The organism is Paenibacillus sp. 2KB_20, assembly GCF_052115765.1.
Taxonomy (GTDB): domain Bacteria; phylum Bacillota; class Bacilli; order Paenibacillales; family Paenibacillaceae; genus Paenibacillus_AQ.
The window spans coordinates 510,084-533,708 of record NZ_JBFRHH010000001.1; the positions used below are offsets into that span (position 1 = coordinate 510,084).

Annotated in this window: 23 protein-coding genes; 5 read left to right on the forward strand and 18 right to left on the reverse strand. The window is 50.7% G+C overall.

Annotation, left to right across the window (positions count from 1 at the left end; all coding sequences use genetic code 11):
• Positions 1 to 125: 125 nt before the first annotated feature.
• Positions 126 to 1,679 carry a fumarate hydratase gene (locus tag AB4124_RS02355; RefSeq protein WP_441970937.1) on the reverse strand — a complete coding sequence of 518 codons (1,554 nt, stop codon included), beginning with the start codon at positions 1,677 to 1,679 and terminating at the stop codon, positions 126 to 128.
• A gap of 218 nt (positions 1,680 to 1,897) precedes the next feature.
• Here AB4124_RS02355 and AB4124_RS02360 point away from each other — a divergent pair, with 218 nt between their 5' ends.
• Positions 1,898 to 2,269, forward strand: coding sequence for a hypothetical protein (locus tag AB4124_RS02360; RefSeq protein ID WP_379406193.1), 372 nt, complete (start codon positions 1,898 to 1,900; stop codon positions 2,267 to 2,269).
• 130 nt (positions 2,270 to 2,399) lie between these two features.
• Here AB4124_RS02360 and AB4124_RS02365 read toward each other — a convergent pair whose 3' ends face one another.
• The 5 genes from AB4124_RS02365 to citZ all read right to left on the reverse strand — a co-directional run bounded on the left by AB4124_RS02365 (position 2,400) and on the right by citZ (position 7,639).
• Complete coding sequence (locus AB4124_RS02365; protein WP_076324326.1) at positions 2,400 to 3,266, reverse strand: SDR family oxidoreductase; 867 nt, start codon at positions 3,264 to 3,266, stop codon at positions 2,400 to 2,402.
• Between the two features lie 290 nt (positions 3,267 to 3,556).
• On the reverse strand, positions 3,557 to 3,982 hold the full coding sequence (locus AB4124_RS02370; RefSeq protein WP_076324327.1) for a hypothetical protein: 426 nt from the start codon (positions 3,980 to 3,982) through the stop codon (positions 3,557 to 3,559).
• Positions 3,983 to 4,134: 152 nt separating this feature from the next.
• Complete coding sequence (gene mdh / locus AB4124_RS02375) at positions 4,135 to 5,076, reverse strand: malate dehydrogenase (protein ID WP_076324328.1); 942 nt, start codon at positions 5,074 to 5,076, stop codon at positions 4,135 to 4,137.
• 14 nt (positions 5,077 to 5,090) lie between these two features.
• A complete protein-coding gene (gene icd / locus AB4124_RS02380) occupies positions 5,091 to 6,383 on the reverse strand; it encodes an NADP-dependent isocitrate dehydrogenase (RefSeq protein ID WP_339267254.1) in 1,293 nt (430 codons plus the stop codon).
• A gap of 143 nt (positions 6,384 to 6,526) precedes the next feature.
• Positions 6,527 to 7,639: a citrate synthase gene (citZ, locus tag AB4124_RS02385; RefSeq protein WP_076324330.1), complete on the reverse strand. Its 1,113-nt coding sequence runs from the start codon at positions 7,637 to 7,639 to the stop codon at positions 6,527 to 6,529.
• Positions 7,640 to 8,015: 376 nt separating this feature from the next.
• Here citZ and ytvI point away from each other — a divergent pair, with 376 nt between their 5' ends.
• A complete protein-coding gene (ytvI, locus tag AB4124_RS02390) occupies positions 8,016 to 9,134 on the forward strand; it encodes a sporulation integral membrane protein YtvI (RefSeq protein WP_076324331.1) in 1,119 nt (372 codons plus the stop codon).
• Between the two features lie 51 nt (positions 9,135 to 9,185).
• On the opposite strand, the gene AB4124_RS02395 is transcribed toward ytvI, so the two are convergent.
• The 8 genes from AB4124_RS02395 to AB4124_RS02430 all read right to left on the reverse strand — a co-directional run bounded on the left by AB4124_RS02395 (position 9,186) and on the right by AB4124_RS02430 (position 18,420).
• Positions 9,186 to 9,578: an FxsA family protein gene (locus AB4124_RS02395; protein WP_076324332.1), complete on the reverse strand. Its 393-nt coding sequence runs from the start codon at positions 9,576 to 9,578 to the stop codon at positions 9,186 to 9,188.
• 4 nt (positions 9,579 to 9,582) lie between these two features.
• The gene (locus tag AB4124_RS02400) at positions 9,583 to 10,092 is read right to left on the reverse strand and encodes an acyl-CoA thioesterase (RefSeq protein ID WP_441970942.1); all 510 of its coding nucleotides are present in this window, start codon (positions 10,090 to 10,092) and stop codon (positions 9,583 to 9,585) included.
• Between the two features lie 104 nt (positions 10,093 to 10,196).
• Complete coding sequence (gene pyk / locus AB4124_RS02405) at positions 10,197 to 11,624, reverse strand: pyruvate kinase (protein WP_098748411.1); 1,428 nt, start codon at positions 11,622 to 11,624, stop codon at positions 10,197 to 10,199.
• 111 nt (positions 11,625 to 11,735) lie between these two features.
• On the reverse strand, positions 11,736 to 12,725 hold the full coding sequence (locus tag AB4124_RS02410) for an acetyl-CoA carboxylase carboxyltransferase subunit alpha (protein WP_441970944.1): 990 nt from the start codon (positions 12,723 to 12,725) through the stop codon (positions 11,736 to 11,738).
• A complete protein-coding gene (gene accD / locus AB4124_RS02415; RefSeq protein WP_071218063.1) occupies positions 12,725 to 13,618 on the reverse strand; it encodes an acetyl-CoA carboxylase, carboxyltransferase subunit beta in 894 nt (297 codons plus the stop codon). The genes AB4124_RS02410 and accD overlap by 1 nt, the downstream gene beginning before the upstream one ends.
• 92 nt (positions 13,619 to 13,710) lie before the next feature.
• The gene (locus AB4124_RS02420) at positions 13,711 to 13,899 is read right to left on the reverse strand and encodes a hypothetical protein (RefSeq protein WP_006212044.1); all 189 of its coding nucleotides are present in this window, start codon (positions 13,897 to 13,899) and stop codon (positions 13,711 to 13,713) included.
• Positions 13,900 to 14,054: 155 nt separating this feature from the next.
• Entirely contained in the window at positions 14,055 to 14,549 is a 495-nt protein-coding gene (locus AB4124_RS02425; RefSeq protein ID WP_076324336.1) for a phosphatidylglycerophosphatase A family protein, read from the reverse strand.
• 145 nt (positions 14,550 to 14,694) lie between these two features.
• Positions 14,695 to 18,420: a DNA polymerase III subunit alpha gene (locus tag AB4124_RS02430; RefSeq protein ID WP_441970947.1), complete on the reverse strand. Its 3,726-nt coding sequence runs from the start codon at positions 18,418 to 18,420 to the stop codon at positions 14,695 to 14,697.
• A 178-nt stretch (positions 18,421 to 18,598) separates the two neighbouring features.
• Between AB4124_RS02430 and AB4124_RS02435 the strand changes: the two genes are divergently transcribed.
• The 3 genes from AB4124_RS02435 to AB4124_RS02445 all read left to right on the forward strand — a co-directional run bounded on the left by AB4124_RS02435 (position 18,599) and on the right by AB4124_RS02445 (position 19,877).
• A complete protein-coding gene (locus AB4124_RS02435; protein ID WP_076324338.1) occupies positions 18,599 to 18,925 on the forward strand; it encodes a YtrH family sporulation protein in 327 nt (108 codons plus the stop codon).
• A gap of 3 nt (positions 18,926 to 18,928) precedes the next feature.
• On the forward strand, positions 18,929 to 19,432 hold the full coding sequence (locus tag AB4124_RS02440; protein ID WP_441970949.1) for a hypothetical protein: 504 nt from the start codon (positions 18,929 to 18,931) through the stop codon (positions 19,430 to 19,432).
• 133 nt (positions 19,433 to 19,565) lie between these two features.
• The gene (locus tag AB4124_RS02445; RefSeq protein WP_098748415.1) at positions 19,566 to 19,877 is read left to right on the forward strand and encodes a YtpI family protein; all 312 of its coding nucleotides are present in this window, start codon (positions 19,566 to 19,568) and stop codon (positions 19,875 to 19,877) included.
• A gap of 83 nt (positions 19,878 to 19,960) precedes the next feature.
• Here AB4124_RS02445 and AB4124_RS02450 read toward each other — a convergent pair whose 3' ends face one another.
• The 4 genes from AB4124_RS02450 to AB4124_RS02465 all read right to left on the reverse strand — a co-directional run bounded on the left by AB4124_RS02450 (position 19,961) and on the right by AB4124_RS02465 (position 23,491).
• Positions 19,961 to 21,295, reverse strand: coding sequence for a DRTGG domain-containing protein (locus tag AB4124_RS02450; protein WP_076324341.1), 1,335 nt, complete (start codon positions 21,293 to 21,295; stop codon positions 19,961 to 19,963).
• Between the two features lie 177 nt (positions 21,296 to 21,472).
• Complete coding sequence (locus AB4124_RS02455; protein ID WP_076324342.1) at positions 21,473 to 21,760, reverse strand: hypothetical protein; 288 nt, start codon at positions 21,758 to 21,760, stop codon at positions 21,473 to 21,475.
• 141 nt (positions 21,761 to 21,901) lie between these two features.
• Positions 21,902 to 22,249, reverse strand: a complete 348-nt coding sequence (locus tag AB4124_RS02460) for a YlbF family regulator (RefSeq protein WP_076324343.1) — start codon at positions 22,247 to 22,249, stop codon at positions 21,902 to 21,904.
• Between the two features lie 75 nt (positions 22,250 to 22,324).
• On the reverse strand, positions 22,325 to 23,491 hold the full coding sequence (locus AB4124_RS02465; RefSeq protein WP_076324344.1) for a DUF445 domain-containing protein: 1,167 nt from the start codon (positions 23,489 to 23,491) through the stop codon (positions 22,325 to 22,327).
• Positions 23,492 to 23,625: the final 134 nt, after the last annotated feature.

Consider the following 23,625-nt stretch of genomic DNA (forward strand, 5'->3'; position numbering starts at 1 on the left):
CATCATAAACCGGAGTGTGCGAAAACCGCAACGAAAATTCGAAATAAGGGCCCACCTCCCCTGCTCAACAAAAAAACATCGACCGGCACATAATGGCCAATCGATGCTTCTTCAGATGCTCTGGATTAGGAGAACACCGGCTCTTTAAACATGGCCAGCTTCTCTGCCGAATCCTTGCTCACATCGGCATGCAAGCTATTTCCGTGCGAATCCATCGTGACGATAGCGGCAAAGCCATCAACCTCCAAATGCCACATCGCTTCCGGAATGCCAAACTCCATGAAATCCACGCCGTTTACTTTTTTGATGCATCTTGCGTAATACTGAGCGGCCCCGCCGATTGCATTCAAATACACGCCGCCATGCTCCTGCAGGGCTTGCAGCGTCTTCGAACCCATGCCGCCTTTTCCGATGACCGCGCGAATGCCGAATTTTTTCAAAATATCGCCCTGGTACGGCTCCTCGCGAATGCTGGTTGTCGGGCCTGCAGCCTTGACATGCCATCCCTCTTCATCCTGCATCATAACCGGACCGCAGTGATAAATCACGGATCCGTTCAGATCAATAGGAGCATCGTGATCCATCAGATATTTATGAAGCGCATCCCGTCCGGTATGCATCTCGCCTCGGATAACCACCACGTCCCCAACGCGCAGAGAACGAATTTGCTCCTCGCTGATCGGGGTCTGCAGCACCACTTCGCGGCCCTTGGAATCACTTGGACCGGCGTCTTCGGCTTGGGACACAGCCGTTTCGGAATTTGCGTTCATCTGCACCTCGCTGCCCGCTTCATACAGCCAGTCCGTGATCTCCCCGGTTTCCGGCTCAATCAATACGCCCTGACGGCGGAACGCCCAGCAGTTATAAGCAACCGATACAAAAAAGCTTGCCGGCAAACGGTTCATCGCACCGATCTTGCAGCCGAGCAGTGTGACTTCTCCGCCAAAGCCCATTGTCCCGATCCCCAGCTTATTTGCATTTTCCAATATGTAATCTTCGAGCTTCGCCAAATCTTGATTCGGGTTCACATCTTCCACATGACGGAACAGCTGATGCTTCGCAAGCTCATAACCGGTCGTCCGGTCGCCTCCGATGCCTACGCCGATAAATCCAGCACTGCAGCCCTGACCTTGTGCTTGATACACGGCATGCATGATGCATTTGCGGATCCCGTCCAGATCACGACCCGCTTTTCCCAATCCTTCAAGGTCTGCAGGAAGACTGTACTGGATATTTTTGTTCTCGCAGCCGCCCCCTTTCAGGATGAGACGGACGTCCACCTGATCCTGCTCCCATTGCTCGAAATGGATGACGGGCGTGCCAGGACCGAGATTATCCCCGCTGTTAGCGCCAGTCAACGAATCCACCGAGTTAGGACGCAGCTTGCCATCCTTCGTGGCGCGAATCACTGCAGAGTAGATCGCCTTCTTCATCTCGATTTGGTTCGCACCCACCGGTGTATGTACGATGAATGTTGGCATGCCGGTATCCTGGCAGATCGGTGATACTTCCTGCTCGGCCATCTCAATATTTTGAGCGATTGTTGCCAGTGCCAGCCCCGCTCGCGTTGCGGCATCCTCAGACGCTCGCCCACGGTTGACTGCTCTTCGCACATCTCCAGGCAAATTCGTGGAGGTTTCTACAATCAGTCGATACATGCTCTCTTCAAATGACTTCATAACGTTAGTAAACTCCTCTCTCTCATAACCCAAACATGATGGTAAAAAAGAATCATTATAAACTGCCAATATTGTTATCATATCATATCATTTCGCACATGAAAGGGTTTACTTCAAAAAATGAAAGAGTAGAGAAAATGTGTTGATTTTCCCCGTCGCATCAACCATACCAATCTATGAATCTCGCATATCTTGGTTAAGGAAAGGAGGTGATTGCCATGATGAAAGCCTCAGTCTCCCAGGTTGTCTTTCCAAGACTTGCCCTGTTTAGAAACGAGTTTTACAGAGGACGGCGATTTGTGGTGCGTGGAAACGTGGGTATCCGTAATCTCGAGAGAACTTTCGGTGACATTGAAAGCTTGAGATTCTTCTCCACCAACCCCAATGCAACCCTTGTCCTGTTCTCGGAAACGAATTTCAGGGGCAGATTCAGAGTATTCCGCGGCAACACCAACATCGCCGATCTTGATGATATTATTCGTGGCGAAGAGCCGGAATCCATTATCAGCTCCAACCGTCGTTTGACGCTTGCTCAAATCCGGGCGATCCGCGATACCGGTACGCTTCCAAACGGTTTTAGAACCATCTGATTCTCCGTAAGCTACGTAATCCCTCATAATTCACCCATGATAAAATAGCGGACATACGGTCTGGAGCCCCGGATGTCCGCTCTATTTTATTCATTGAGTATGTCTTCACAACGTAAGTGAAACAAACACCTTAACCGTTAATCACTTCGCCGCCATTCACGTGAATGACTTGACCGCTCACGTAGGAGGAGTCCGTCGAGGCCAGATATACATAGGCAGGAGCTAGCTCTTCCGGTTGACCCGGACGTTTCATCGGCTGGGTCGCCCCAAACTCGGCTACCTGATCCGGCGGGAACGTCGAAGGAATCAGCGGCGTCCAGATCGGTCCCGGCGCAACGGCGTTCACCCGGATCCCTTGCCCGACTACGTTCATCGATAACGAGCGCGTAAAGGCAACGATGGCCCCCTTGGTTGATGCGTAATCCAGCAGCTGTGGACTTCCCCGGTAAGCCGTGATGGAGGTTGTATTAATAATCGAGCTTCCTTTCGACAGATGCGGCATTGCCGCCTGCGTCAGATAGAACATACCGAAAATATTCGTACGGAACGTCCGCTCCAATTGTTCTTTGGTAATATCCTCAATCTTCTTCTGCGGATGCTGTTCGGCTGCATTGTTAACGAGAATATCGAGCTTTCCGAGCTTCTCCACGGTTTCGGTAACCGCATCGCGGCAAAACGCATCGTCGCCGACGTCACCGGCGATCAGCAAGCATTTACGGCCTTCCTGCTCCACCTGACGCTTGGTCTCTTCCGCATCCTTATGCTCATTCAGGTACACAATAGATACGTCCGCGCCTTCCTTGGCATAGTGGACCGCTACCGCACGGCCAATACCGCTGTCACCTCCGGTAATCAGCGCAACCTTTCCCTTCAACTTACCGGCTGCTTTGTAAGCACTGCTCTCAAACTCCGGCTTCGGACTCATCTCCGATTCCGTTCCGGGTCTGTGATCCTGATGCTGGGGCGGCAAGGTTTGTTTCTGTTGATCTTGTGGCATATGAACATTTCTCCTTTCGGGTCAGTATCTCAAACTACCACTCATAGGATGCGTACGACACGCCTCTTTATACTCATAAAAAGCCCTTCGCTATTGTTTTTACCCAGATTGAACGGGATCAAACGTAAGTAAAGCCCTTCTCTCCCCATAAATTCCCCCCACAAAGTGGGGCATTGCTCCGAAGTCCATTCAGATCCTTTGCGGGGGACGCCGGTAATTTATATGAATGCAATAATATCAAAAAAAGCCGCCCGATAAACGGACGGCTTCTCTTTCGTATGTAGCTGTTCTTAGATGATATGGTTGAATACCATGAAGAAGATCATAACCAGGAGCAGCAAGGAGAGGAGTGCGCTAAGCGTACCCAACTTGCTTGTTTCTTCCTTCACTTCACGCTTCTCGCGGATTCCTGCAAGCGCATTCTTCAATGGCTTGCTCATGATGCCTCCAATAGCAAACATCGCCAGCAGCAATACCGTTACAATGATCATCCAAGGAACCGAATACTCGCCTTGGGACATCATGTATCCGCCAGTCAACAACTGAATAACCAAGCCGTACTGAGCAAACCGGTTCGCTACACGAATCGTATTAACGGCTCCTTCTTGTGCGCCGAGGGACAGCTTCTGAATACCGCCAACAACAAACGGCAGAATCAAGTAAAATCCTAGCGCCGCCGTACCGACCATATGCAGAAAAAATGTTACGTTCCACATAAACAATTCCTCCAAAGTCGTTAGTGTGATTTTTATTACATCAAGTTCATCGTCTCTTATTATACTGGAGAGATCCTCCAAAGAAAAGCAATCCCGCCCCGAATCACGGGACGGGATTGCATTATTAGACGATTTTGTGAATCCTGATTCAATTACAGGGTCACGACCGCGGTTACATTACGTACGGATTCCGCAGACTTATCGAGAGCAGCTTTCTCTTCGGCCGTCAGCTCAAGCTCGAAAATTCGCTCGATGCCGTCTCCGCCGAGAATTGCCGGTACGCCCATGAACAGATTGTCATAGCCATACTCGCCCTCCAGCAGAGCAATAATCGGAATGATCCGTTTCTTGTCCTTCAGAATCGCTTCCGTCATTTGTACCAGGGACGCAGCCGGCGCATAGTATGCACTACCGTTACCCAGCAGGTTCACAATTTCGCCGCCGCCAACCCGGGTACGCTGCACAATGGCTTCAATGCGCTCAGCCGGAATCAGCGTGTCGATCGGAATGCCGCCAACACTGGAGTAGCGAACGAGCGGAACCATGTCATCACCATGGCCGCCAAGTACGAATCCGCGGACATCCTCAACCGATACGTTCAGCTCTTGCGCGATGAAAGTGCAATAGCGAGCCGTATCCAGTACGCCAGATTGGCCGATTACGCGGTTCTTGGGAAATCCGAGCGTGTTATATGCCACGTAAGTCATGGCATCGACCGGGTTACTCAAGATGATCACCGTGGCGTTCGGTGCGTGACTCTTCACGTTCTCACATACGGATTTCACGATCCCTGCATTGGTATTAACGAGGTCATCGCGGCTCATGCCCGGCTTGCGGGCTACACCTGCTGTAATGATTACGATATCGGAATTAGCTGCATCCTCATAGTTGGATGTACCAACTATGTTGCTGTCAAATCCTTGAACGGGACTTGCTTCGAGCATATCCAACGCTTTACCTTTCGTTGGGTTCTCGAGCTGCGGGATATCCAGCAGCACCACGTCACCCAATTCTTTTTGAGCAAGCATCAGGGCGGTAGTCGCACCTGTAAAGCCAGCACCTACTACCGTAATCTTTTTACGAGTAATTGCCACGATGAATCTCCTCCTTACAGGTTTTTAATGATTTCGTCTGCGAACTGGGAACATTTCACTTCGGTAGCGCCTTCCATCAGGCGGGCAAAGTCATACGTCACAGTTTTGTTGTTGATCGATGTTTCCATCCCTTTGTAGATCAGGTCAGCGGCTTCCTGCCATCCGAGGTGCTCAAGCAGCATTACGCCGGAGAGGATAACGGAACCAGGGTTTACTACGTCTTTGTCTGCATATTTCGGAGCTGTACCATGAGTCGCTTCGAAAATCGCATGTCCAGTTACATAGTTGATGTTAGCCCCTGGAGCGATACCGATACCGCCAACTTGTGCAGCCAGCGCGTCAGACAGGTAGTCACCGTTCAGGTTCAATGTCGCAATGACATCAAAGTCGGTTGGACGAGTCAGAACTTGCTGCAGCGCGATGTCAGCAATCGCATCTTTAACGATGATTTTGCCAGCATCTTCAGCTGCTTTTTGAGCAGCATTAGCTGCATCTACGCCGTCTTTATCCTTGATGATATCGTATTGAGCCCAAGTGAACACTTTATCGCCGAATTCAGCTTCAGCCACTTCGTAACCCCAGTTTTTGAAGGCACCTTCTGTAAATTTCATGATGTTGCCTTTGTGAACCAATGTCACCGATTTGCGGCCATGCTTGATTGCGTATTCAACCGCTGCACGTACAAGACGCTTGGAACCTTCGGAGGATACAGGCTTGATGCCGATACCGGACGTTTCCGGGAAGCGGATTTTGTTGGCTCCCATCTCGTCTTGAAGGAACTTGATCACTTTCTTCACTTCTTCGGAGCCTTCTTTATACTCAATACCTGCGTAGATGTCTTCCGTGTTCTCACGGAAAATAACCATGTCAACCAGCTCAGGGCGTTTTACCGGAGATGGTACGCCGTCGAAGTAACGAACAGGACGCAGGCAAGTGTACAGGTCCAACTCTTGACGAAGGGCAACGTTCAAGGAACGGATACCGCCGCCGATTGGTGTTGTAAGAGGTCCTTTAATCGCAACGATATACTCGCGAATCGCTTCAAGCGTATCGTTCGGGAGCCATTCACCGTATGTATTGTATGCCTTCTCACCGGCAAATACTTCATACCAGGCAATTTTCTTGGAACCGTTGTATGCTTTTTCTACTGCTGCATCAAGGACGCGTTTGGAAGCTTTCCAAATGTCACGGCCAGTACCGTCACCTTCAATAAAAGGAATGACAGGGTTGTTAGGCACCTGCAGAGTTCCGTTATCAATCGTAATTTTCTCGCCTTCAGTTGGTAGTGCGAATTTTTCCAATTTCATGAGTATGAGTTCCTCCTTTGAATATGGTTCTTGTCTCTAACTAATCCAAAAATTCCACCAGAATAGGCACAGAGAAACCCGCCACCCGCGATTCACTCACGTTTGAGCGGTTCTCTAGCCTATTGTACATGATTGCCAGCCACTTAGCGAAGTTCTATCGGCACATATTTTTGGTCGGTCATACCTGTATACTCTGCGCGCGGGCGGATAATACGGTTGCCTTCATACTGCTCAAGGATGTGCGCAGTCCATCCGGATACACGGCTGATGGCAAAAATCGGCGTGAACAATTCCTGCTCGATGCCGAGCTGCGTGTAGACCGATGCGGAATAGAAATCAACGTTCGGCTTCAACCCTTTTTGGTTGGTAACCGTTTCGTCGATCAGTACCGACATGTCGTACAGCGTAGTGTCGCCTTTCATTTCACCAAGCTCACGCGACATTTTTTGCAGATGCTTCGCGCGCGGGTCGCCGTTTTTGTAAACGCGGTGTCCAAAGCCCATAATTTTTTCACGGTTGTCCAGCTTCTCCTGAATGTAAGCCTGAGCCCGATCAATCGAACCGACTTCGTTCAGCATCTTCATGACGGCTTCATTCGCACCGCCGTGCAGAGGACCTTTCAGCGCACCAATGGCGGAAGTTACGCCGGAATATATGTCGGACAGCGTGGCTACGGTTACACGGGCAGCAAACGTGGATGCGTTAAGCTCGTGATCCGCATGCAATACCAGTGCCTGGTCCAGAGCCTTGATCGAAGTCTGATCAGGATCTTCGCCTCTGAGCATATACAAGAAATTCTCCGAGATGGAGACGCCGGCTTTCGGAGCGACCGGCTCTTTACCCTGACGAACACGGGCGATGGCAGCGATGATCGTCGGAAGCTGAGCTTGAAGTTTAACCGCTTTCTTTTCGTTCGCTTCACGGCTCATATCGTCGCCTTCGGCGTCATACAGAGCAAGCGCGGATACAGCGGAGCGAAGCGCAGCCATCGTATTGGTATCCTTCGGATACAATTTGATCTGCTGGATAAGCTCATCCGGAATGGCAGCATAGTCGCTCAAATCTTGTTGAAGGGCCTTAAGCTCTTCGGCATTCGGAAGTTTTCCGAACCAGAGCAGATAGGCTACCTCTTCAAAACTTGCATGTTCTGCGAGATCGTCAATATCATATCCACGATAAGTCAGAACGCCATCGACGATCGAACTAATCGCGGAGGTGGTAGCTACAATGCCTTCCAAACCCTTGGTAGCTGTCATGCAACATCTCTCCTTTATGATCGGGATAAACTGAACTATTTTGACATTCATGAAAACATTTTCATGAAGTCGGATAAAAAAGAAAACGCGAAAAAAATTGCTATGGTCCTAGTCATAAACCTTCTCATATCATACTGGATTTTGTCTGATATGTGAACATGAGCAGCGACATTCGCCGCATCAAATTGTTTTATCGACACCATAAACATTTTTTTGAAATCACTTACAATTCCATTATACCTGTGATAATTCTCATTGTCGAATCATGAAGACAAGCGTTTTCCAACTCTTTATCCTTATATTGAAACTCCTTGCATAGGTATAGAGAATGAGCGACTCTGCTCGTCCTTGAAGTGCTGCAAAGGAGTGTGATTGTTTGGAACGATTGATGCTCAAGCGTTTTGGCCGGGGAGTGTGGGTGCTGTCTTCCATCTTCGTGATTGCCTATTTAATATATGTACTACTGCCGCTGCTTTATCCCTTCCTTCTGGCCTGGATCATCGCCTATGCCATGAATCCTTGCGTCCACCTGCTTCAGCGGAGTTTGAAGCTGCCGCGGTGGCTCGCCGTCACGTTGTCCCTGCTGTTGTATTTCGGAGCGGCTCTGCTGATTCTTACTGCGGCTGTTACCAGACTGGTCAAGGAACTAATTATTCTGTCACAGTCCTTCAATCTCCATATTGATACCTGGATGGAATGGCTGACGGCCTGGATGCAGAATGATAGCTTCCAGAATATCATCAATGAGATTAGCCGGTTCTATCAGAACAACCCGAATTATCACGATACCATCAATCAAAATATTACCCGCACGACACAAACGATTGGCACGGCCGTGACCGATTTAGTTACCAGTATTTTTAACGGAATTTTGCAAATTATTTATTACTTGCCGAACTTAGGCACGATTCTGATTGTTGTTTTACTGTCAACATTCTTTCTCAGCAACAGCTGGGAGCGCCATAATCGCGCGCTTATCCGCATCCTACCGGGCGTCATTCGCAAACCCATGATCTATATCTTCTCGGATCTGAAAAAAGCATTGTTCGGATTCGCGAGGGCCCAATTGATCCTCATCTCCATCACGGCCCTTATCGTCATGCTCACGCTTTATGCGCTCGGGGTCGATTCCGCCTTCTCCATCGGACTACTGATCGGCTTGGTGGATCTTCTCCCATACCTCGGCGTTGGCATCGTCCTGATCCCCTGGTCGCTGTATGCCTTTATGTCGGGCGACCTGACGCTCGGCATCGGACTGACCGTCCTGTACAGCATCATCCTGATCGTCAGGCAGATCATGGAGCCCAAGGTGCTCGCCAGCAGTGTGGGACTGGACCCGCTCGCCGCCCTGCTGGGCATGTTTGTCGGGCTCAAGCTGTTTGGCATTCTGGGATTGATTGTAGGTCCTGTGTCGCTTGTCATCCTGGATGCATTCCACCGGGCCCATGTATTCAAGGACCTAAGGAATTATATTATCGGAGGCAGGTTCAGATAGTAAATAGACCGGCCCACGAAGGGGCCGGTCTTATGGGTGATCCTGTTTGTTTTATCTGCGAAAGATCGTAATCTTGCCGTTTTTCATATTTTTCTTCATCCATTTCAACAGCAAAATCCGATACAGCGGGCGGGTCAACGGAAATATCAGCGTAAATCCGATAATGTCAGTTACAAAGCCCGGCAGAATAAGTAGTACTCCACCTGCAAATATACATAGGCCATCAGCCATGGAAGCACCCGGAACCATGCCTGAGTTCATTCTCTGCTTGGCATCTTCCATCGCTTTGCGACCTTCGAACCTCATCATGGCCACGCCAACCGCAGAGGTCAGCAGTGTCAATAACAAGGTATTCATGCCACCCACGCGATCCGCAACAATCTGGAAGCCGAATATTTCAATAGCAGGCACGAAGATAATCGCTGCCAGCAACCATTTGAACATGAAGCTACTCCTTCCTCCCCCAAAGGGTGTCCCTCAATGCATCATACAGCTTTGGGGAGCATTTATCCAGTCGGGCCGGCTTCCACTCTCGATTCAGCCATACATGTCGGGTCGCACCTGCCGTTAACAAGGCACCGGGCAGCCTGGATTCGGGAGACAAATCCATCGTCCCCAAATCTGCCTGCTCCTGTTCGCTCAGCAAACGGACCTCATATTCATAGTGTATTCGAAGCGGGGAGAAATCAGTCATTCTGGTAAATACGGTTACGAGATCATCATACCGCGCAGGCTGGCGGTACTTGATATCAAGTTCAACCACCGGGAGCAGGACGCCTTCTTCTTCCATTCCACGATACGTAAATCCCATTTCACGGATCATTTGGGTGCGCCCGATCTCGAACCAGTTTAAATAGTTAGCATGGTATACGACACCCATTTGATCGCTTTCCTGATAACGCACCCGAAATGACGTCCAGAACCAGCGACTTAGTGTCGGCACGGATGGCTTAGGCATCAACATCACCCCCTTATCTATGCAAAAAGCAATGGTCGACAGAATCATCGTCCATTGCTCATATGCTGCTATATTCAGAATCCAACGGATTCTTGACTGTTGTATTACTTCTGTTGTGGAATTTGATCCACTTTCAGCAGGTTGGTCGAACCGGAACGGCCCAGCGGCACGCCTGCTGTAATCACAACAAGATCGCCTTCTTTAACGAGTCCGGACTTCACGCCGCCTTGCAGCGCGTAATCAAACATCTCGTCCGTAGAAGAAGCCTGTTCGCCTTTAACCGGCGTTACACCCCAAGTCAGTGCCAAACGTCTCATCGTTCTGTCTTGAGTCGTGACAGCGACGATAGGAGCCTCTGGACGGTATTTGGATACCATACGAGCCGTTTGACCAGATTCCGTGGACGATATGATTGCTTTGGCATTCAGGTCGAGTGCCGAGATCGCAACGGATTGGCTGATTGCTTCGGTAACGCTGGTATCTTGAGCAATACGCTGTTTCAAGAACATTTCACGATAGTTCAGTGCGGATTCCGCTTTCTCTGCGATACGGGACATGGTCAAAACGGATTCTACAGGATATTTACCTGCAGCCGTTTCGCCGGACAGCATGATGGCATCGGTACCGTCAAAAATCGCATTGGCAACGTCACTTGCTTCCGCACGGGTAGGACGTGGGTTGCGCTGCATGGAATCCAGCATTTGCGTAGCCGTAATGACCGGTTTGCCAGCCAGGTTACATTTTTCGATCATGCGTTTTTGCACCAATGGAACTTCCTCAGCCGGAATCTCAACACCGAGGTCGCCGCGGGCTACCATCAAGCCATCGGATACTTCGAGGATTTCATCCAGGTTGTCAACGCCCTGCTGGTTCTCGATTTTGGAGATGATTTGGATGTGCTCGCCATTATGCTTCTTCAGCAATTCGCGAATTTCAAGCACGTCACTTGCTTTACGAACGAAGGAAGCAGCAACAAAATCGATGCCCTGTTCGATCCCGAAAACGATATCGTTGGCGTCTTTTTCCGTAATCCCTGGGAGCGAAATCGCGACTCCCGGTACGTTTACACCTTTTTTGCTCTTAATGGTTCCGCCATTGACGATGCGGCATCTGATTTCGGAGCCTTGAATCTCCACCACGGTCAGACCGATCAAACCGTCATCGATCAAGATCGTGGATCCGACTTGAACATCTTGCGGCAACTCTTTATAAGTAATGGACAAACGATTCTTATCACCAAGGATTTCCTCGGTAGTAAGGGTGATATATTCATCTTGTACAAGCTCAATCGGTTCCACTTCAAGTTTACCTGTACGGATTTCCGGTCCTTTGGTGTCAAGCAGGATCGCTACCGTTTTGTTCAACTCTTCACAAGCTTGGCGGATGTTCTTGATCCGGTTGCCATGCTCCTCGAAGTCGCCGTGAGAGAAGTTCAGACGAGCCACGTTCATGCCGGCCATAATGAGCTTCTTGGTGTTTTCCAACGATTCACTGGAAGGACCGATGGTACATACAATTTTTGTTTTGCGCATTTGGGTTTCCTCCGTTTATTAAAGGGTTCTCTATATCTCTTTTTCCAACAACTAAATCTACTACAAAAAGTCTAATTTGTATAGGAACTTTGTCATATCGTCACATACTCATCAGATTTTCACAGAATCGTCTTCCTGTTCCGTCTTCGCAAAATCGAATTCGCCAATCTTGCGGAACTTGCGGTACCGGTCTTCCTTCAGCTCGCAGGCATCCATGACGGATAGCTCTTTCAACTGGCTGATCAGCGCGCTTTGAATGGCGGCGGCCGTCTCTTCATAGTCGCGGTGCGCACCGCCCTTAGGCTCCGGTATAATTTCCTCAATGACTTCCATTTCAAGCAGGTCCTTAGCGGTGATCTTCATGGCTTCCGCAGCCTGGTCCGCTTTGGATGCATCCTTCCACAGAATGGATGCGGCGCCGTTCGGTGAAATGGCGGAATAAATGGCATGCTCAAGCATCAACACACGATTGCCTACAGCCATCGCAAGAGCACCGCCGCTCCCACCTTCGCCGATGACCACAACAACAATAGGCACCCCAAGGGACGACATTTCCCGTAGATTACGGGCAATCGCCTCGGACTGACCTCTTTCTTCTGCTGTATTACCCGGATATGCGCCTTTTGTATCAATAAATGTGATAATGGGACGCTTGAACTTGTTCGCCTGCTGCATAAGTCGCAGAGCTTTACGGAAGCCTTCCGGATGCGGACTTCCGAAGAAACGCGCGATATTATCCTTCGTATCCTTACCGCGCTGCTGACCGACCACCGTGACGGGAACACCGTCCAGTTTGGCCAAGCCGCCGACAATGGCAAGATCGTCCCCGTAGAGACGATCTCCATGCAGCTCAATAAAATCCGTAAAGATCAACTGGATCAAATCAAGCGAAGTCGGTCGCTGCTGATGTCGGGCCAGATGCATTTTCTGGGAAGGCGAAATCGAAGAATAAATTTCTTCCTCCAAACGACTATATCGTTCTTCCAGGCGGGCGATTTCATCCGTGAAATCGATCCCTTTTTCCTGTCCGAATTGTTTCAGTTCATCAATCTTCTTGCGCATTTCGGCAAGTGGCATTTCAAAAGGCAATTCGCCTGACATCAGAATCCCCCTTTCACGGTATGCATCTCCAGCAGCTTACCAAGCATGGAGCGCATATCTTTCCGATGAATAACCATGTCAAGCTGACCATGAGCCAAGTTGAACTCCGCTGTCTGGAAGTCATCCGGCAGCTTCTGGCGAATGGTCTGTTCAATAACGATACGGCCCGCAAAACCGAATACGGCTCCCGGCTCGGCAATATTGATATCGCCAAGCGTCGCAAAGCTGGCGGATACACCGCCGGTCGTCGGATCCGTTATCACTGAAATATAAAGCCCGCCGAGTTCGTTAAACCTGGACAGGGCTGCGCTTGTTTTGGCCATCTGCATCAAACTGAGAATACTCTCCTGCATCCGGGCACCGCCGGAAGTGGAGAAAATAATGAGTGGTAAACGCTTGTCCGTCGCAAACTCGATCGCTCGGGTGATTTTTTCCCCGACGACGGAGCCCATGCTTCCCGTGAAGAAATCAAAACTCATCACAGCCACCACAACAGGCTGGCCGAGAATCGAGCCTTGACCGGTAATAACCGCATCATGAAGACCGGATTTCATCTTCTGCTGCTCCAGCTTGGCCGCATATCCCGGAAACTTGAGCGGATCCACCGAGATCATATCTGCGTCAAACTCTTCAAAGCCTGTCTCATCCAGCGTCATGGCAATCCGTTCTACCGCATTCAGGCGCATATGATGTCCGCATTCCTGACACACCTTCAGATTCTTCTCAAGCTCTTTGCTGTATTGAATGGTGCCGCACTTGGCACACTTATTCATCAGACCTTCCGGAATTTCCCGTTTCGGGCGTTCGCCTTCCTGAGGCTGCCCTGCTGTCCCAAGTCGTTCCGATGGGATCGTTGCGTATTTCCTTTTTTTCTGAAATAAGTCTTTAAACACAACTACACCTCTCCAGCCGTAAATTTGAATGGCCGCCGCAATAGCACATCGCCGATCCGTACGCTAAGCTTCGCTATGTAACCCAGATGAAACTAGGGGTGCAATATCGAATTCAACACTTCCTGTACTTCCTCAAGCTCTCCGGAGGGTACCAAAATCTCAAACTGCTGTTTGGAAAGATTCACAGGACGGCTTTGAACCAAAAAACCTTCTTCCGTTAGCCTGGTCTTGATCATTTCCGCCACCTTTGCAGTTGGCGCAATATAGATTACCGTCCACATGCCTTTCAGATCCCCCTAATCTCGTCCCACAGGCATATCCTGAGCCGATATAATGGATAATGATAACATACTTCAGTTTTTACCTCAACAAAGAGAGCAGGGGGCTGAAAGCCAAATCTTACCCTTATGCAGCGATTCGACACCGCTCGCGCAAATCAGTCAGAACCTGCGGTATAATGGGCCGCATCGGGATTGTTATGGGCGATGCGTGAGGAAGCGGCAGCGGCGATGCCTGCAACGAGATCATCCAGAAACACATGTATCCCGTCCGACTTTTCATTTAATATCTCAATCACACCTATTTTTTCTTTGTCCAGGTAACCGAAACTGGTCAATCCGATCATGCCATATATGCTCGTGACACCAAGCGCCATGGTCTCATCCACTCCGTAGAGCGGTTCGTCTTGCTCCATAATCGATTGCAGCGGCTCCGGCAGCAGTTTCTTCTCCGCCAGCTCATCCAGCGCAATGCCCGTATACAGCGTATACTGAACTTCGCGCTTGCCGAGAACGGCCCGGACGCTTTCTTCACACTGCTCGATGGTTAACTTCGGATGATAACGCTGCTGCAGCTTCAACACAATATCCGCGATGGAGCTTACGCTGACTCCTCTGCGGCTGAGCATGCTTTCTGCCAAGTCCATTGACATCACAAATCCCCCCCGCGTCTTTGGCCGCGCTCTTTCAATCCGGTTCTATCATGAAGAGCCTTCTTCATACGAATACTCGGCCAACATTACCTGTAGTGTCCTAATTGTATGCGGGAGGGATGGGAAACGTTCTTAAATTTTCATGTCACTTCACTTTAACGGTGTCCTTACCCAGCATGCTCTCCATTTCGGCAAAAAGCTCTGTCGAAGGCTTAATCCGATAGGCATCGCTAAGCGCAAGCACCTTCTGGCTTCGCTCATAAAACAGCACCGTTGGCACATGCCCCGGATGCTGCTGCAGGAGCTCTTTCAGCTTCACCAGCAGCTCCGATTGCTCCGCATCGGCCGTTATTTTCACAAACACGCGCTGCTCAGCCTTATGATTCGATACGCCGGTACGGGATTCCTTCTCGGACGATAAGCTGCTGCCCGATGCTTCATTTCGGATTGAGGTCGAATCATCGCCACTCCGGGCGGCAAGCGGCTCCGGAGGCGGGACGGCCGAGGGATTACCGGCCGAAACCGGCGGCATGCCGACTGCGCCCGATTTTACGCCCCGACCGTTATTCTCTCCGCCGGATCTTCCTCTTCCGCCTGCTGTTCCCCGAACCTTGCTCCGGTGAACCAGTTGGCCCAAGGTTTGCGCCTCAAGCGGAGCGATTTCTTCGGCCAGCAGCTTGAAGCCTTCGTCCTGCAGTTGGACCTTTGCCCGGATCGCGAGCAGTGCGCCTTTTTCAATCAGATGCGCGCTTCGCTTCCACACTTCGGGAAAGAGAACGACCTCGCAGCGCTCGATTTGGTCCTCGCACTCCATGAAGGCCATCGCCTTCCCCTGTTTCGTCGTAATGGTCTTTAGTGTAACCACCATCCCGGCAACCGTAGCCATCGATTCATCTTCCGGTTCATGCAGATCCATTAACCGATCAGCTCCGGATTCCGTCAGCGTATCTTCGAATCCGTCTAGTGGATGACCGGACAAATACATGCCCAGCAGCTCACGTTCGAATTCGAGCTGCTGACTTGCGGTATACGGCGGGATGTCCGGATATTCAATGTCCCAATTCGTCGTTTCCACGAAGTCGAAGAGCTGAATCTGGAGATCATCCCGCTCCTTTCTCCACTTCACGGCCGCTTCGACCGTTTCGTCCAGCATAGCAACCAGTTGGGAGCGGTGACCCTGCAAGGAATCGAAAGCCCCCGCCTGGATAAGCGACTCGATCACGCGCTTGTTGCATACGCGGAGGTCCACCCGGCGGCAAAAATCAAGCAGGCTTTCAAACGGCTTTTCACGCCTGATTTCGACGATATTCTCCACCGCTTGCGTGCCAACATTCTTAATCGCGGCAAGCCCGAATCGGATTCCGCCTCCGGCCGGACGGCCCTCATCATCGCCGCCCTCGGCAGCAGGACCGCTCATGACCGGCGTGAAATACGTTCCGCTTTCGTTGACATCCGGCGGCATGACCTCGATGTCGAGCCGCCGTGCCTCCAGCACGTATTCGGCTACCTTCCGGTGACTGCCCATAACCGCAGTCAGCATGGAAGCCATGAACGGAACCGGATAGTGCGCCTTAAGATAAGCAGTCTGGAAGGCCAGCACGCCATAAGCGGCAGCATGCGCACGGGGAAATCCGTAATTCGCGAACCGGACGATCATATCGTACACACGGTTGGCCTCATCCTCGCTATAGGCGAGCTTGAGACTGCCCGACACGAAATGGCTCCGCTCCCGGTCCAGCACTTCGCGCTTCTTCTTCGAAACCGCTCTTCGCAGCAAATCGGCTTCCCCGAGCGAGAAGCCGGCCATCGTCGAAGCGATCTGCATGATCTGCTCCTGATAGACGATAATGCCGTACGTATCGCCTAATATCGGGATCAGGTCCGAATGGGGATACTCCGGCTCAATCCGGCCGTGCTTGGCTTGAATGAACTTCGGAATAAACTCCATGGGACCCGGGCGGTACAAGGCATTGACGGATACGATATCCTCAAATACCGAAGGTTTCAGATCCTTCAGCACCCGCCGAATGCCCGCGGATTCGAGCTGAAATACGCCCGTGGTATCGCCGCGCCCCAGCATCTCATACGTCAGATGATCGTCATCTTGCACTTGTTCGAAATCGAGTGTTCTGCCGGTCAATTCTTGAATCCATCGCAGCGTACGCTCAATGATTGACAACGTCCGCAGACCCAAAAAGTCCATCTTGAGCAGCCCCACGCTCTCCAGATTCTCCATGGAATACTGTGTCAGCGCCGTCTTCTCGCTGCCTTCCTGCAGCGGCACCGCATCCGTCAGCGGATCGCGGGAAATGACAATGCCCGCCGCATGCGTCGAAGCATGACGGGGCATGCCCTCGACCTTCATCGCCATATCGATCAGCTCGCGCACCTTCGGCTTCGTCTCGTACTGCTCCTTCAGCTGTGGGCTTTGCTCCATCGCTCCTGCGATGCTGATGCCCAGGTGGTTAGGGATCAGCTTGGCCGCCTTGTCCACATCCCCGAACGGCACATTCAGCGCACGTCCGACATCGCGGACGGCCGCCCTTGCCGCCATCGTACCGAACGTGATGATCTGAGCGACATGTTCTTTCCCGTATTTATCCACCACATAATCAATGACCTCTTCACGGCGCTCGTCACTGAAGTCGATATCAATATCCGGCATCGTAATCCGTTCCGGGTTCAGGAAGCGTTCAAACAACAATTTATATTTCATCGGATCAACATTTGTAATGTGAAGCGTGTATGCTACCAAGCTGCCCGCCGATGAACCCCTGCCCGGTCCAACCGCGATGCCTTGCCTGTGGGCATAGGCGATAAAATCCCATACGATCAGGAAATAATCGCTGAAGCCCATGCTCTCAATGACACCGAGCTCATAGTTCAGTCGCTGCTCCAGCTCGCTGCGCAGCGCTTCATCCTGCCACCGCTCCGTATTCTCATAACGTCCTTTCAGCCCGTTCAAGCAGAGATCCCGCAAGTATTCTGCTGCATTTTTCCCTTCAGGAAGAGAGCTGTATTCCGGCAAAATGGACTTGCCGAACTCCAGCTCCAGGTTACATTGGTCCGCAATCTTAGCCGTATTCAATATAGCTTCAGGCACATGGGGGTACAGACGCTCCATTTCGCTGCCGCTCTTCAAATAGAGCTGGTTCGTCTGGATTTGCAGCCTGTCTTCATCTTCCACCGTTTTGCCCGTGCCGATGCAAATTAGGACGTCCTGAACTTCGGCATCGCTCTCAGCCAGATAATGCACATCATTGGTAGCGACCAGCGGAATACCCGTCTCCCGGCTCAGCTGAATCAGCTGGGGATTCACGCGCTTCTGCTCCGGAATTCCGTGATCCTGCAGCTCCAAGTAGTAGTCTTCTCCAAAAATCGCCTGGTAACGAAGCGCAGCGGCTTTCGCTTCCGCCTCACGTCCATGAAGCAGATGCTGGGGAACCTCGCCGCCCAAGCAAGCGCTGAGACATATGATGCCTTCATGATGGGCGGCGAGCGCCTCCATATCGATTCGGGGTCTGTAATGGTACCCCTCCAGATGCCCGATCGAACACAGCTTCATCAAATTGCGATAGCCGGTCTCATTCTTGGCAAGCAGAATCAAATGATAGATCGGCTGATCCTTGCGGCTTCCCCGCTCCTTGCGGGAACCTGCCGTGATATAGGCCTCGCAGCCGATAATCGGTTTGATGCCTTGCGCCATGCAAGCTTTATAGAACGGAATGGCACCATACATCACGCCATGATCCGTAAGCGCCAGCGATTTCATTCCAAGCGCCGCCGCTTCCCGCACCAGGTCACCGATACGTGCCGCTCCATCGAGCAAACTGTATTCACTATGCACGTGCAAATGCACGAAAGAGCTCATCGTAACGCCTTCCTTTCGCCGGTACATGTATATTTAAAATCAATCCAAAGATATCTTTAAAAGTCTTTATACCATTTTATCATAATCCCGCTAGGCCCGCCCATAGAATGAAACTAGGGAGTACGTGGACAGGCGGTTGCCGTGACATCCACCAAGAGAAGAGAGGAGACATGAGGGCATGAGCGTTTTTTTATCAAAAGCGATCTTGGACTTTTTTATAGCCTTCGGCATCGTGCTGGGGGGAGCCATGGTGGGAGGTGTGGGCGCCGTGCTGTCCCTGCAGCCCCCCACCCACACCATGATGGAGGTCGCAGACCGAATTAAGATCTGGGCGCTTGCGGCTGCCATCGGAGGCACCATCGATCCGATGCGGGTCATTGAGAGCAATATGCTTGGCGGTAATTTATCCCCTGTGATCAAACAAATTCTATATCTCGGCTTTGCATTTCTTGGAGCACATATGGGCAGCGAGCTGGTCAAATGGGTGTGCTCCAGCCGGAGTTAATCGATGCGCGTACCTCCAACCCACCGCTTCCGCCCCTTCTATCAGGTCGCATCCATCTTCGTGCTGGGGATGGTTGTCGGCAGCATCGTCTACAACTCGGTCTATCATGCAGCCTACAATAAACTATGGGAAACGAATCAAGGCCAGCAGATCAAAATTGCACAATATGAAGAAGACATCGAGTCGTTAAAAAAATACAATAAACAATCCACGGTCATCAAAGAAATCAAGATCCGGAGCGAGCAAAACGACAGGGCGCCGCTGGATCCCGTGATCATCAAAGAACTCATCAGGCTTATGGGGGATGATCTGGCAGCCCTTCGGGGCCGTAATGTGTTTGATATCGACGCGGACAGCAAGCTGACGCGCTCACTCCTTAGCGACAAAATATATACGGTTCGCGAAAAGGATTACAAGGTCCAAATCAAGACCATGCTTGTGATGGAAGGTGTACTTCAAATCTGGGTTAGCTTTGATCATTTGGATGCAAAGTCAACGGTATCATGATACAATACCGATATTGTACATGATCGAATCTACACGCTTTTAGAGGTTGTTCAGTAAGTCAGCCTGACTTATTGAACACGCACTTTGGCTATATCGTAAGCATGTTACTGAATATAAAGGAGCCTTCCATTCCATGATCACAGTCATCCACTATATCCTATACATTATCCTCGTTCTGTCCGTGATCGCTGCCGCGCTGTACAGCATTCGCGCACGACGAGTAGCGGATCCCGCAGACCGCGGAATCTATATGTCCATGATGAACCTCTATATGGGCATTATGCTGGTTTCCCTTTCGCTAGTCTGCATGTTTCTGTTCAGCGGCTCCACGCCGGCTGTCATTGTAGAAGCCGTATTCTTGGTGCTTGGCGCATTTAATATATTTTCCGGCATAAGAAGCCGCACCTATTACAGCAGACTGAAGGATTCGCGGACGGCCAGCTAAATTAAATTAAACGGAACAAGGGCATCCCGGAAGGTCTATTATAAGACCTGCAGGATGCCCCTTTATTTTGTCCGGAATTTACGTCAGCCATGATCGATCGCCTGCATCGTCATGACCGCTTTGGCAATCAGGTTCGTCTGATGCTGAATCTCAATCTCCATCTTGCAGGTACGGCGGCTGATCTCCAGCAGTTTCGGCATAATGACGATCGGGTCCTCGATCTGCACGGGCCGGATGAAATACGTTGACAGATGGTCCAGCACATGATCCCAGCCGCTGATATCCTTGGCCGCTTTAACCGCCGCTTGGCTCATTACGGTCGTAAGCACTCCTTGTGAAATCGTTCCAAGTTCTGAAGCCATTTGGGGCGTGATAAAACCGTGAAAGAACAAACGCCCTTCCTCATCCCGATCCTCTGCAATCCCATTCCAGATCAGCTGATCAAACGTTTCGCCGAGCTGAGGCTGATTTCGCGCATCCCGCAGTGCCCCTAACACTTCTTTACGAGTGACCGTTGCAAGCAGCTTGCGGTTCCGATCCACAATCGGCAGAAAATCGATCCCTTCCCACATCATAATCTGCGCCGCTGATGCAAGCGAAGTTTTCATGCTTGCCGTCACCGGGTTACGGGTCATCGCTTTCTCGATCGGCTGGGTGTCGGCGAGCCCTTCCACATCCCGGACACCAACAATGCCGATGACCCGGTTCCATTCGTCGGTTACCGGATAACGGATTTCCCCGGTCGCTTGTGAAATCCGTTTGAATTCCTCAACGGTGACGGAGTTTTTCAACTGATGATTCTTCGGCTTATCATGAGCGATATCCTCCACCAGCATAATTTTCTTCTTGATTAAACGGTCAAAAATGGCGCGGTTAATCATGGAGGCGACGGTAAACGTGTCATGACGGGACGATATAATGGGCAGATGCAGCTGGTCTGCCAGCTGCTTCACTTCCCGGCTGGTTCCGAAACCGCCCGTAATCAATACGCCCGCTCCCTGCTCAAGTGCCAGGAAATGGGCATCTTCACGGTTACCGACAATCATGAGGCTTCCGGCATCGATATATCGGATCATCGCCTCTACCTTCATAGCGCCAATCACGTATTTATGCAGGCTTTTATTAAGCCCCTCCGCACCGCCAAGCACATGCCCTTCCACTATTTCAACAACATCGGCAAACATAAGCTGCTCGGAGATGTTCCGCGGCTTCCGTTCCACACGAACCGTACCGATCCGCTCCTTCGTGACCACAATGCCCAGGCTTTCCGCTTCCTTCACCGCCCGATAAGCGGTGCCCTCGCTGACGCCCATCTCTTTAGCTAACCGTCGTACCGATATTTTGCTTCCAACCTTCAAACTTTCAATATGCTGAACCAACTGCTCGTGTTTAGTAATCGTATCATCTCGAACGTCCAACTGTTACACCCCCAGAACACTATCTGTACCATACTGTATCTATTATATCACGTCCTATGACACTCCCATACCCGTCAGATACAAAAAAACCTCCCATAAAGGATAACGGATGGGCGATCCAACCGTATCCCTTAAGGGAGGTTTTTGTTCATCACAACGCTTGCTATGATCCAACTCTTAATTAGCTTCCTGGCTCTTCTGTTCCTCAGGCCATTTCAATTCCCATTGACGCAATTTCTCCTTGCGGATCTCATCGAGCGCTTTTTGTTTCGCTTCATCTACACCGATGAGGTAATAGAGATGCGAACCGATCACGAGCAGGGCAAATCCTGCCCAGACTGCACCAAACAGCGAAACCCACGAGAACCCGCCAGAAAAGGAAATGCTGGGAAGGGCGTATATCAACATGCCGAGTGCAACCAATAAATAAGCGGTGTGTTTAAACTTATTCTTCTTTTTTTTCATTATAAACGCAGCTCCTCTACTCTCTGAAATCTATATTTCTACTCTATGAGGAGCTTGCGCAATTTATGAGACAAGTTTTTAAAAATTGTTCAAATTCGATCCAAAATTAACGGCCCGCATCATGGTTACAAATAGATTGCTTTATGGTTGAGCTGGTCCGTACAGATGCTGGAGGCTATCCGATATAATCTTGTTCACGTCTTCGATGATGACACTCAAACGCCGCTCCGCGTCAAACAAACGACGAATGTTCAGGTTCAAGCTAAGCACCTCAAACTGCTTCTCCATCTTCTCCATTTCGTCCTGAGCCGGCATATCGCCGGACATCATACGCTGTTGAAGCTCCATCTGGCGCTGACGGAAATCATCCAGCATGCGTCTGCTCTCCGGATCTGCATCCACGAGTTTCATAGCAGAGGTGATCTCCTCTACCTCCTTGCTTTCCCTCATCGCTTTTGCCAAATCATGTGCCTTGTCATAAATGTTCATTTTTAATTCCTCCAATATATTCGGCCAAAATGCCATTTTTTTCAATTCGCCTTTCGCCTTACTCCATCAAACATCTCATCTCCACAGCACAATTAGCATGGATTGGAACAATCCGATCACTCCGCCCAGCAGAACTCCAAGCCAGGTGATAGCCCTGAATTCACGGCCGGATACACTTAGAATGATCTCTTCCAGCCGCTCAATTGGAAACTTCTCCACCTGCTCCTGAACGAGCTGCGGCAAGTTAACAGCCTTCATGGCAGCCGGGATGCTTCGCTCAAGGAAACCCAGTCCCTTATCGAGCAGTCCAGGCAAGGCCGCCCCAATAGCCGGCATTCGCGGTCCGATCACTTCGCTAACACGAAGAAGCTCGATCCGCTCAATCCACTTGGACCAAGGAAGCTTATCATCCAAAGTTCGGGTGATCCAAGCTAAGCCCGGCTCATCCGCGACATGTTCGATGAGATTCCCAAGCGGCATATCACCGTAATACGACAGCTTTCCTGAGATGATATCCGTGATGGTCTTGCGGACTTTCTCTCCCTCCAGCTGCTGAATCAGCATGGGCGTCAGCTTCTGGACCAGCTTATCCTCATCCACAAAGATCGAAGCCATGGTCCCGAGAAATCCGCCTGCCTTATCGATGAGCGATGAAGCCACCTCCGATAGCATAAGCTGTCCCTTGGCGGACAGCAGCGTGTTCTTCAGCTCCTTCAGCACAATATCGGCGGCAGCCCCGCTCCAGCCCTGGATCGTTTCCTCCGACCAGCCGGGAACAAGCTCCTTCAGCGGCTTTGCCTCCAGCCCGTAGCCATGCCATACTGCTGCGGCACCTCGGGCCGTAAGCTGACGGGCTGATTGTTCAGCACGGACCTTCAATTGCTCCCACTGTTCCGAACTCCATACCTTTAGCGCCAAGTCTCGGAAGCTCAGCTCCGACTGGCTCCATTCCTCCAGCTTCCGATAGAGGCTGTCCTCTATCTTACCCCGAAACACCGGCTTACGAATAAGCTCCTGCAAGCCCTCGCTTGTTACCAGGTAATCCGAGACCACGTGTCCGAGCGACTCGGCTATTTCGTCTTTACGCTTGGGGATGAGCCCTGGTGTAAAGGGTATGCGGCGACCCAGGATGATTTTTTCTTCACGAGGATGAAACAGCATTTTTATCGCAAAATGGTTCGTTATGCCGCCAACAAAAGCAGCAACGCACACGTTCACCAAAATAAACAGCCAGTTCTGCATTTTAAGCACTCCTTTTTCCCGAGCAGTACAATCACCAAGGGATATATGTCCTCATATGATGCATTACATGCAATGATCAGATGAAGTCTTTGTCTGTTCACTTAAGTATCCAGTTGTTGTCGGAAGGAGATCCA

Bases quoted from the DNA above. Each gene is read 5' to 3' on its own strand.
- AB4124_RS02355 (WP_441970937.1), bottom strand. From the start codon at position 1,679: ATGAAGTCATTTGAAGAGAGCATGTATCGACTGATTGTAGAAACCTCC.
- AB4124_RS02360 (WP_379406193.1), top strand. From the start codon at position 1,898: ATGATGAAAGCCTCAGTCTCCCAGGTTGTCTTTCCAAGACTTGCCCTG.
- AB4124_RS02365 (WP_076324326.1), bottom strand. From the start codon at position 3,266: ATGCCACAAGATCAACAGAAACAAACCTTGCCGCCCCAGCATCAGGAT.
- AB4124_RS02370 (WP_076324327.1), bottom strand. From the start codon at position 3,982: ATGTGGAACGTAACATTTTTTCTGCATATGGTCGGTACGGCGGCGCTA.
- icd (WP_339267254.1), bottom strand. From the start codon at position 6,383: ATGAAATTGGAAAAATTCGCACTACCAACTGAAGGCGAGAAAATTACG.
- citZ (WP_076324330.1), bottom strand. From the start codon at position 7,639: ATGACAGCTACCAAGGGTTTGGAAGGCATTGTAGCTACCACCTCCGCG.
- AB4124_RS02395 (WP_076324332.1), bottom strand. From the start codon at position 9,578: ATGTTCAAATGGTTGCTGGCAGCGATTATCTTCGTGCCTGCTATTGAA.
- AB4124_RS02400 (WP_441970942.1), bottom strand. From the start codon at position 10,092: ATGCCTAAGCCATCCGTGCCGACACTAAGTCGCTGGTTCTGGACGTCA.
- pyk (WP_098748411.1), bottom strand. From the start codon at position 11,624: ATGCGCAAAACAAAAATTGTATGTACCATCGGTCCTTCCAGTGAATCG.
- AB4124_RS02410 (WP_441970944.1), bottom strand. From the start codon at position 12,725: ATGTCAGGCGAATTGCCTTTTGAAATGCCACTTGCCGAAATGCGCAAG.
- AB4124_RS02420 (WP_006212044.1), bottom strand. From the start codon at position 13,899: ATGTGGACGGTAATCTATATTGCGCCAACTGCAAAGGTGGCGGAAATG.
- AB4124_RS02425 (WP_076324336.1), bottom strand. From the start codon at position 14,549: ATGTCAATGGACTTGGCAGAAAGCATGCTCAGCCGCAGAGGAGTCAGC.
- AB4124_RS02430 (WP_441970947.1), bottom strand. From the start codon at position 18,420: ATGAGCTCTTTCGTGCATTTGCACGTGCATAGTGAATACAGTTTGCTC.
- AB4124_RS02435 (WP_076324338.1), top strand. From the start codon at position 18,599: ATGAGCGTTTTTTTATCAAAAGCGATCTTGGACTTTTTTATAGCCTTC.
- AB4124_RS02440 (WP_441970949.1), top strand. From the start codon at position 18,929: ATGCGCGTACCTCCAACCCACCGCTTCCGCCCCTTCTATCAGGTCGCA.
- AB4124_RS02445 (WP_098748415.1), top strand. From the start codon at position 19,566: ATGATCACAGTCATCCACTATATCCTATACATTATCCTCGTTCTGTCC.
- AB4124_RS02455 (WP_076324342.1), bottom strand. From the start codon at position 21,760: ATGAAAAAAAAGAAGAATAAGTTTAAACACACCGCTTATTTATTGGTT.
- AB4124_RS02460 (WP_076324343.1), bottom strand. From the start codon at position 22,249: ATGAACATTTATGACAAGGCACATGATTTGGCAAAAGCGATGAGGGAA.
- AB4124_RS02465 (WP_076324344.1), bottom strand. From the start codon at position 23,491: ATGCAGAACTGGCTGTTTATTTTGGTGAACGTGTGCGTTGCTGCTTTT.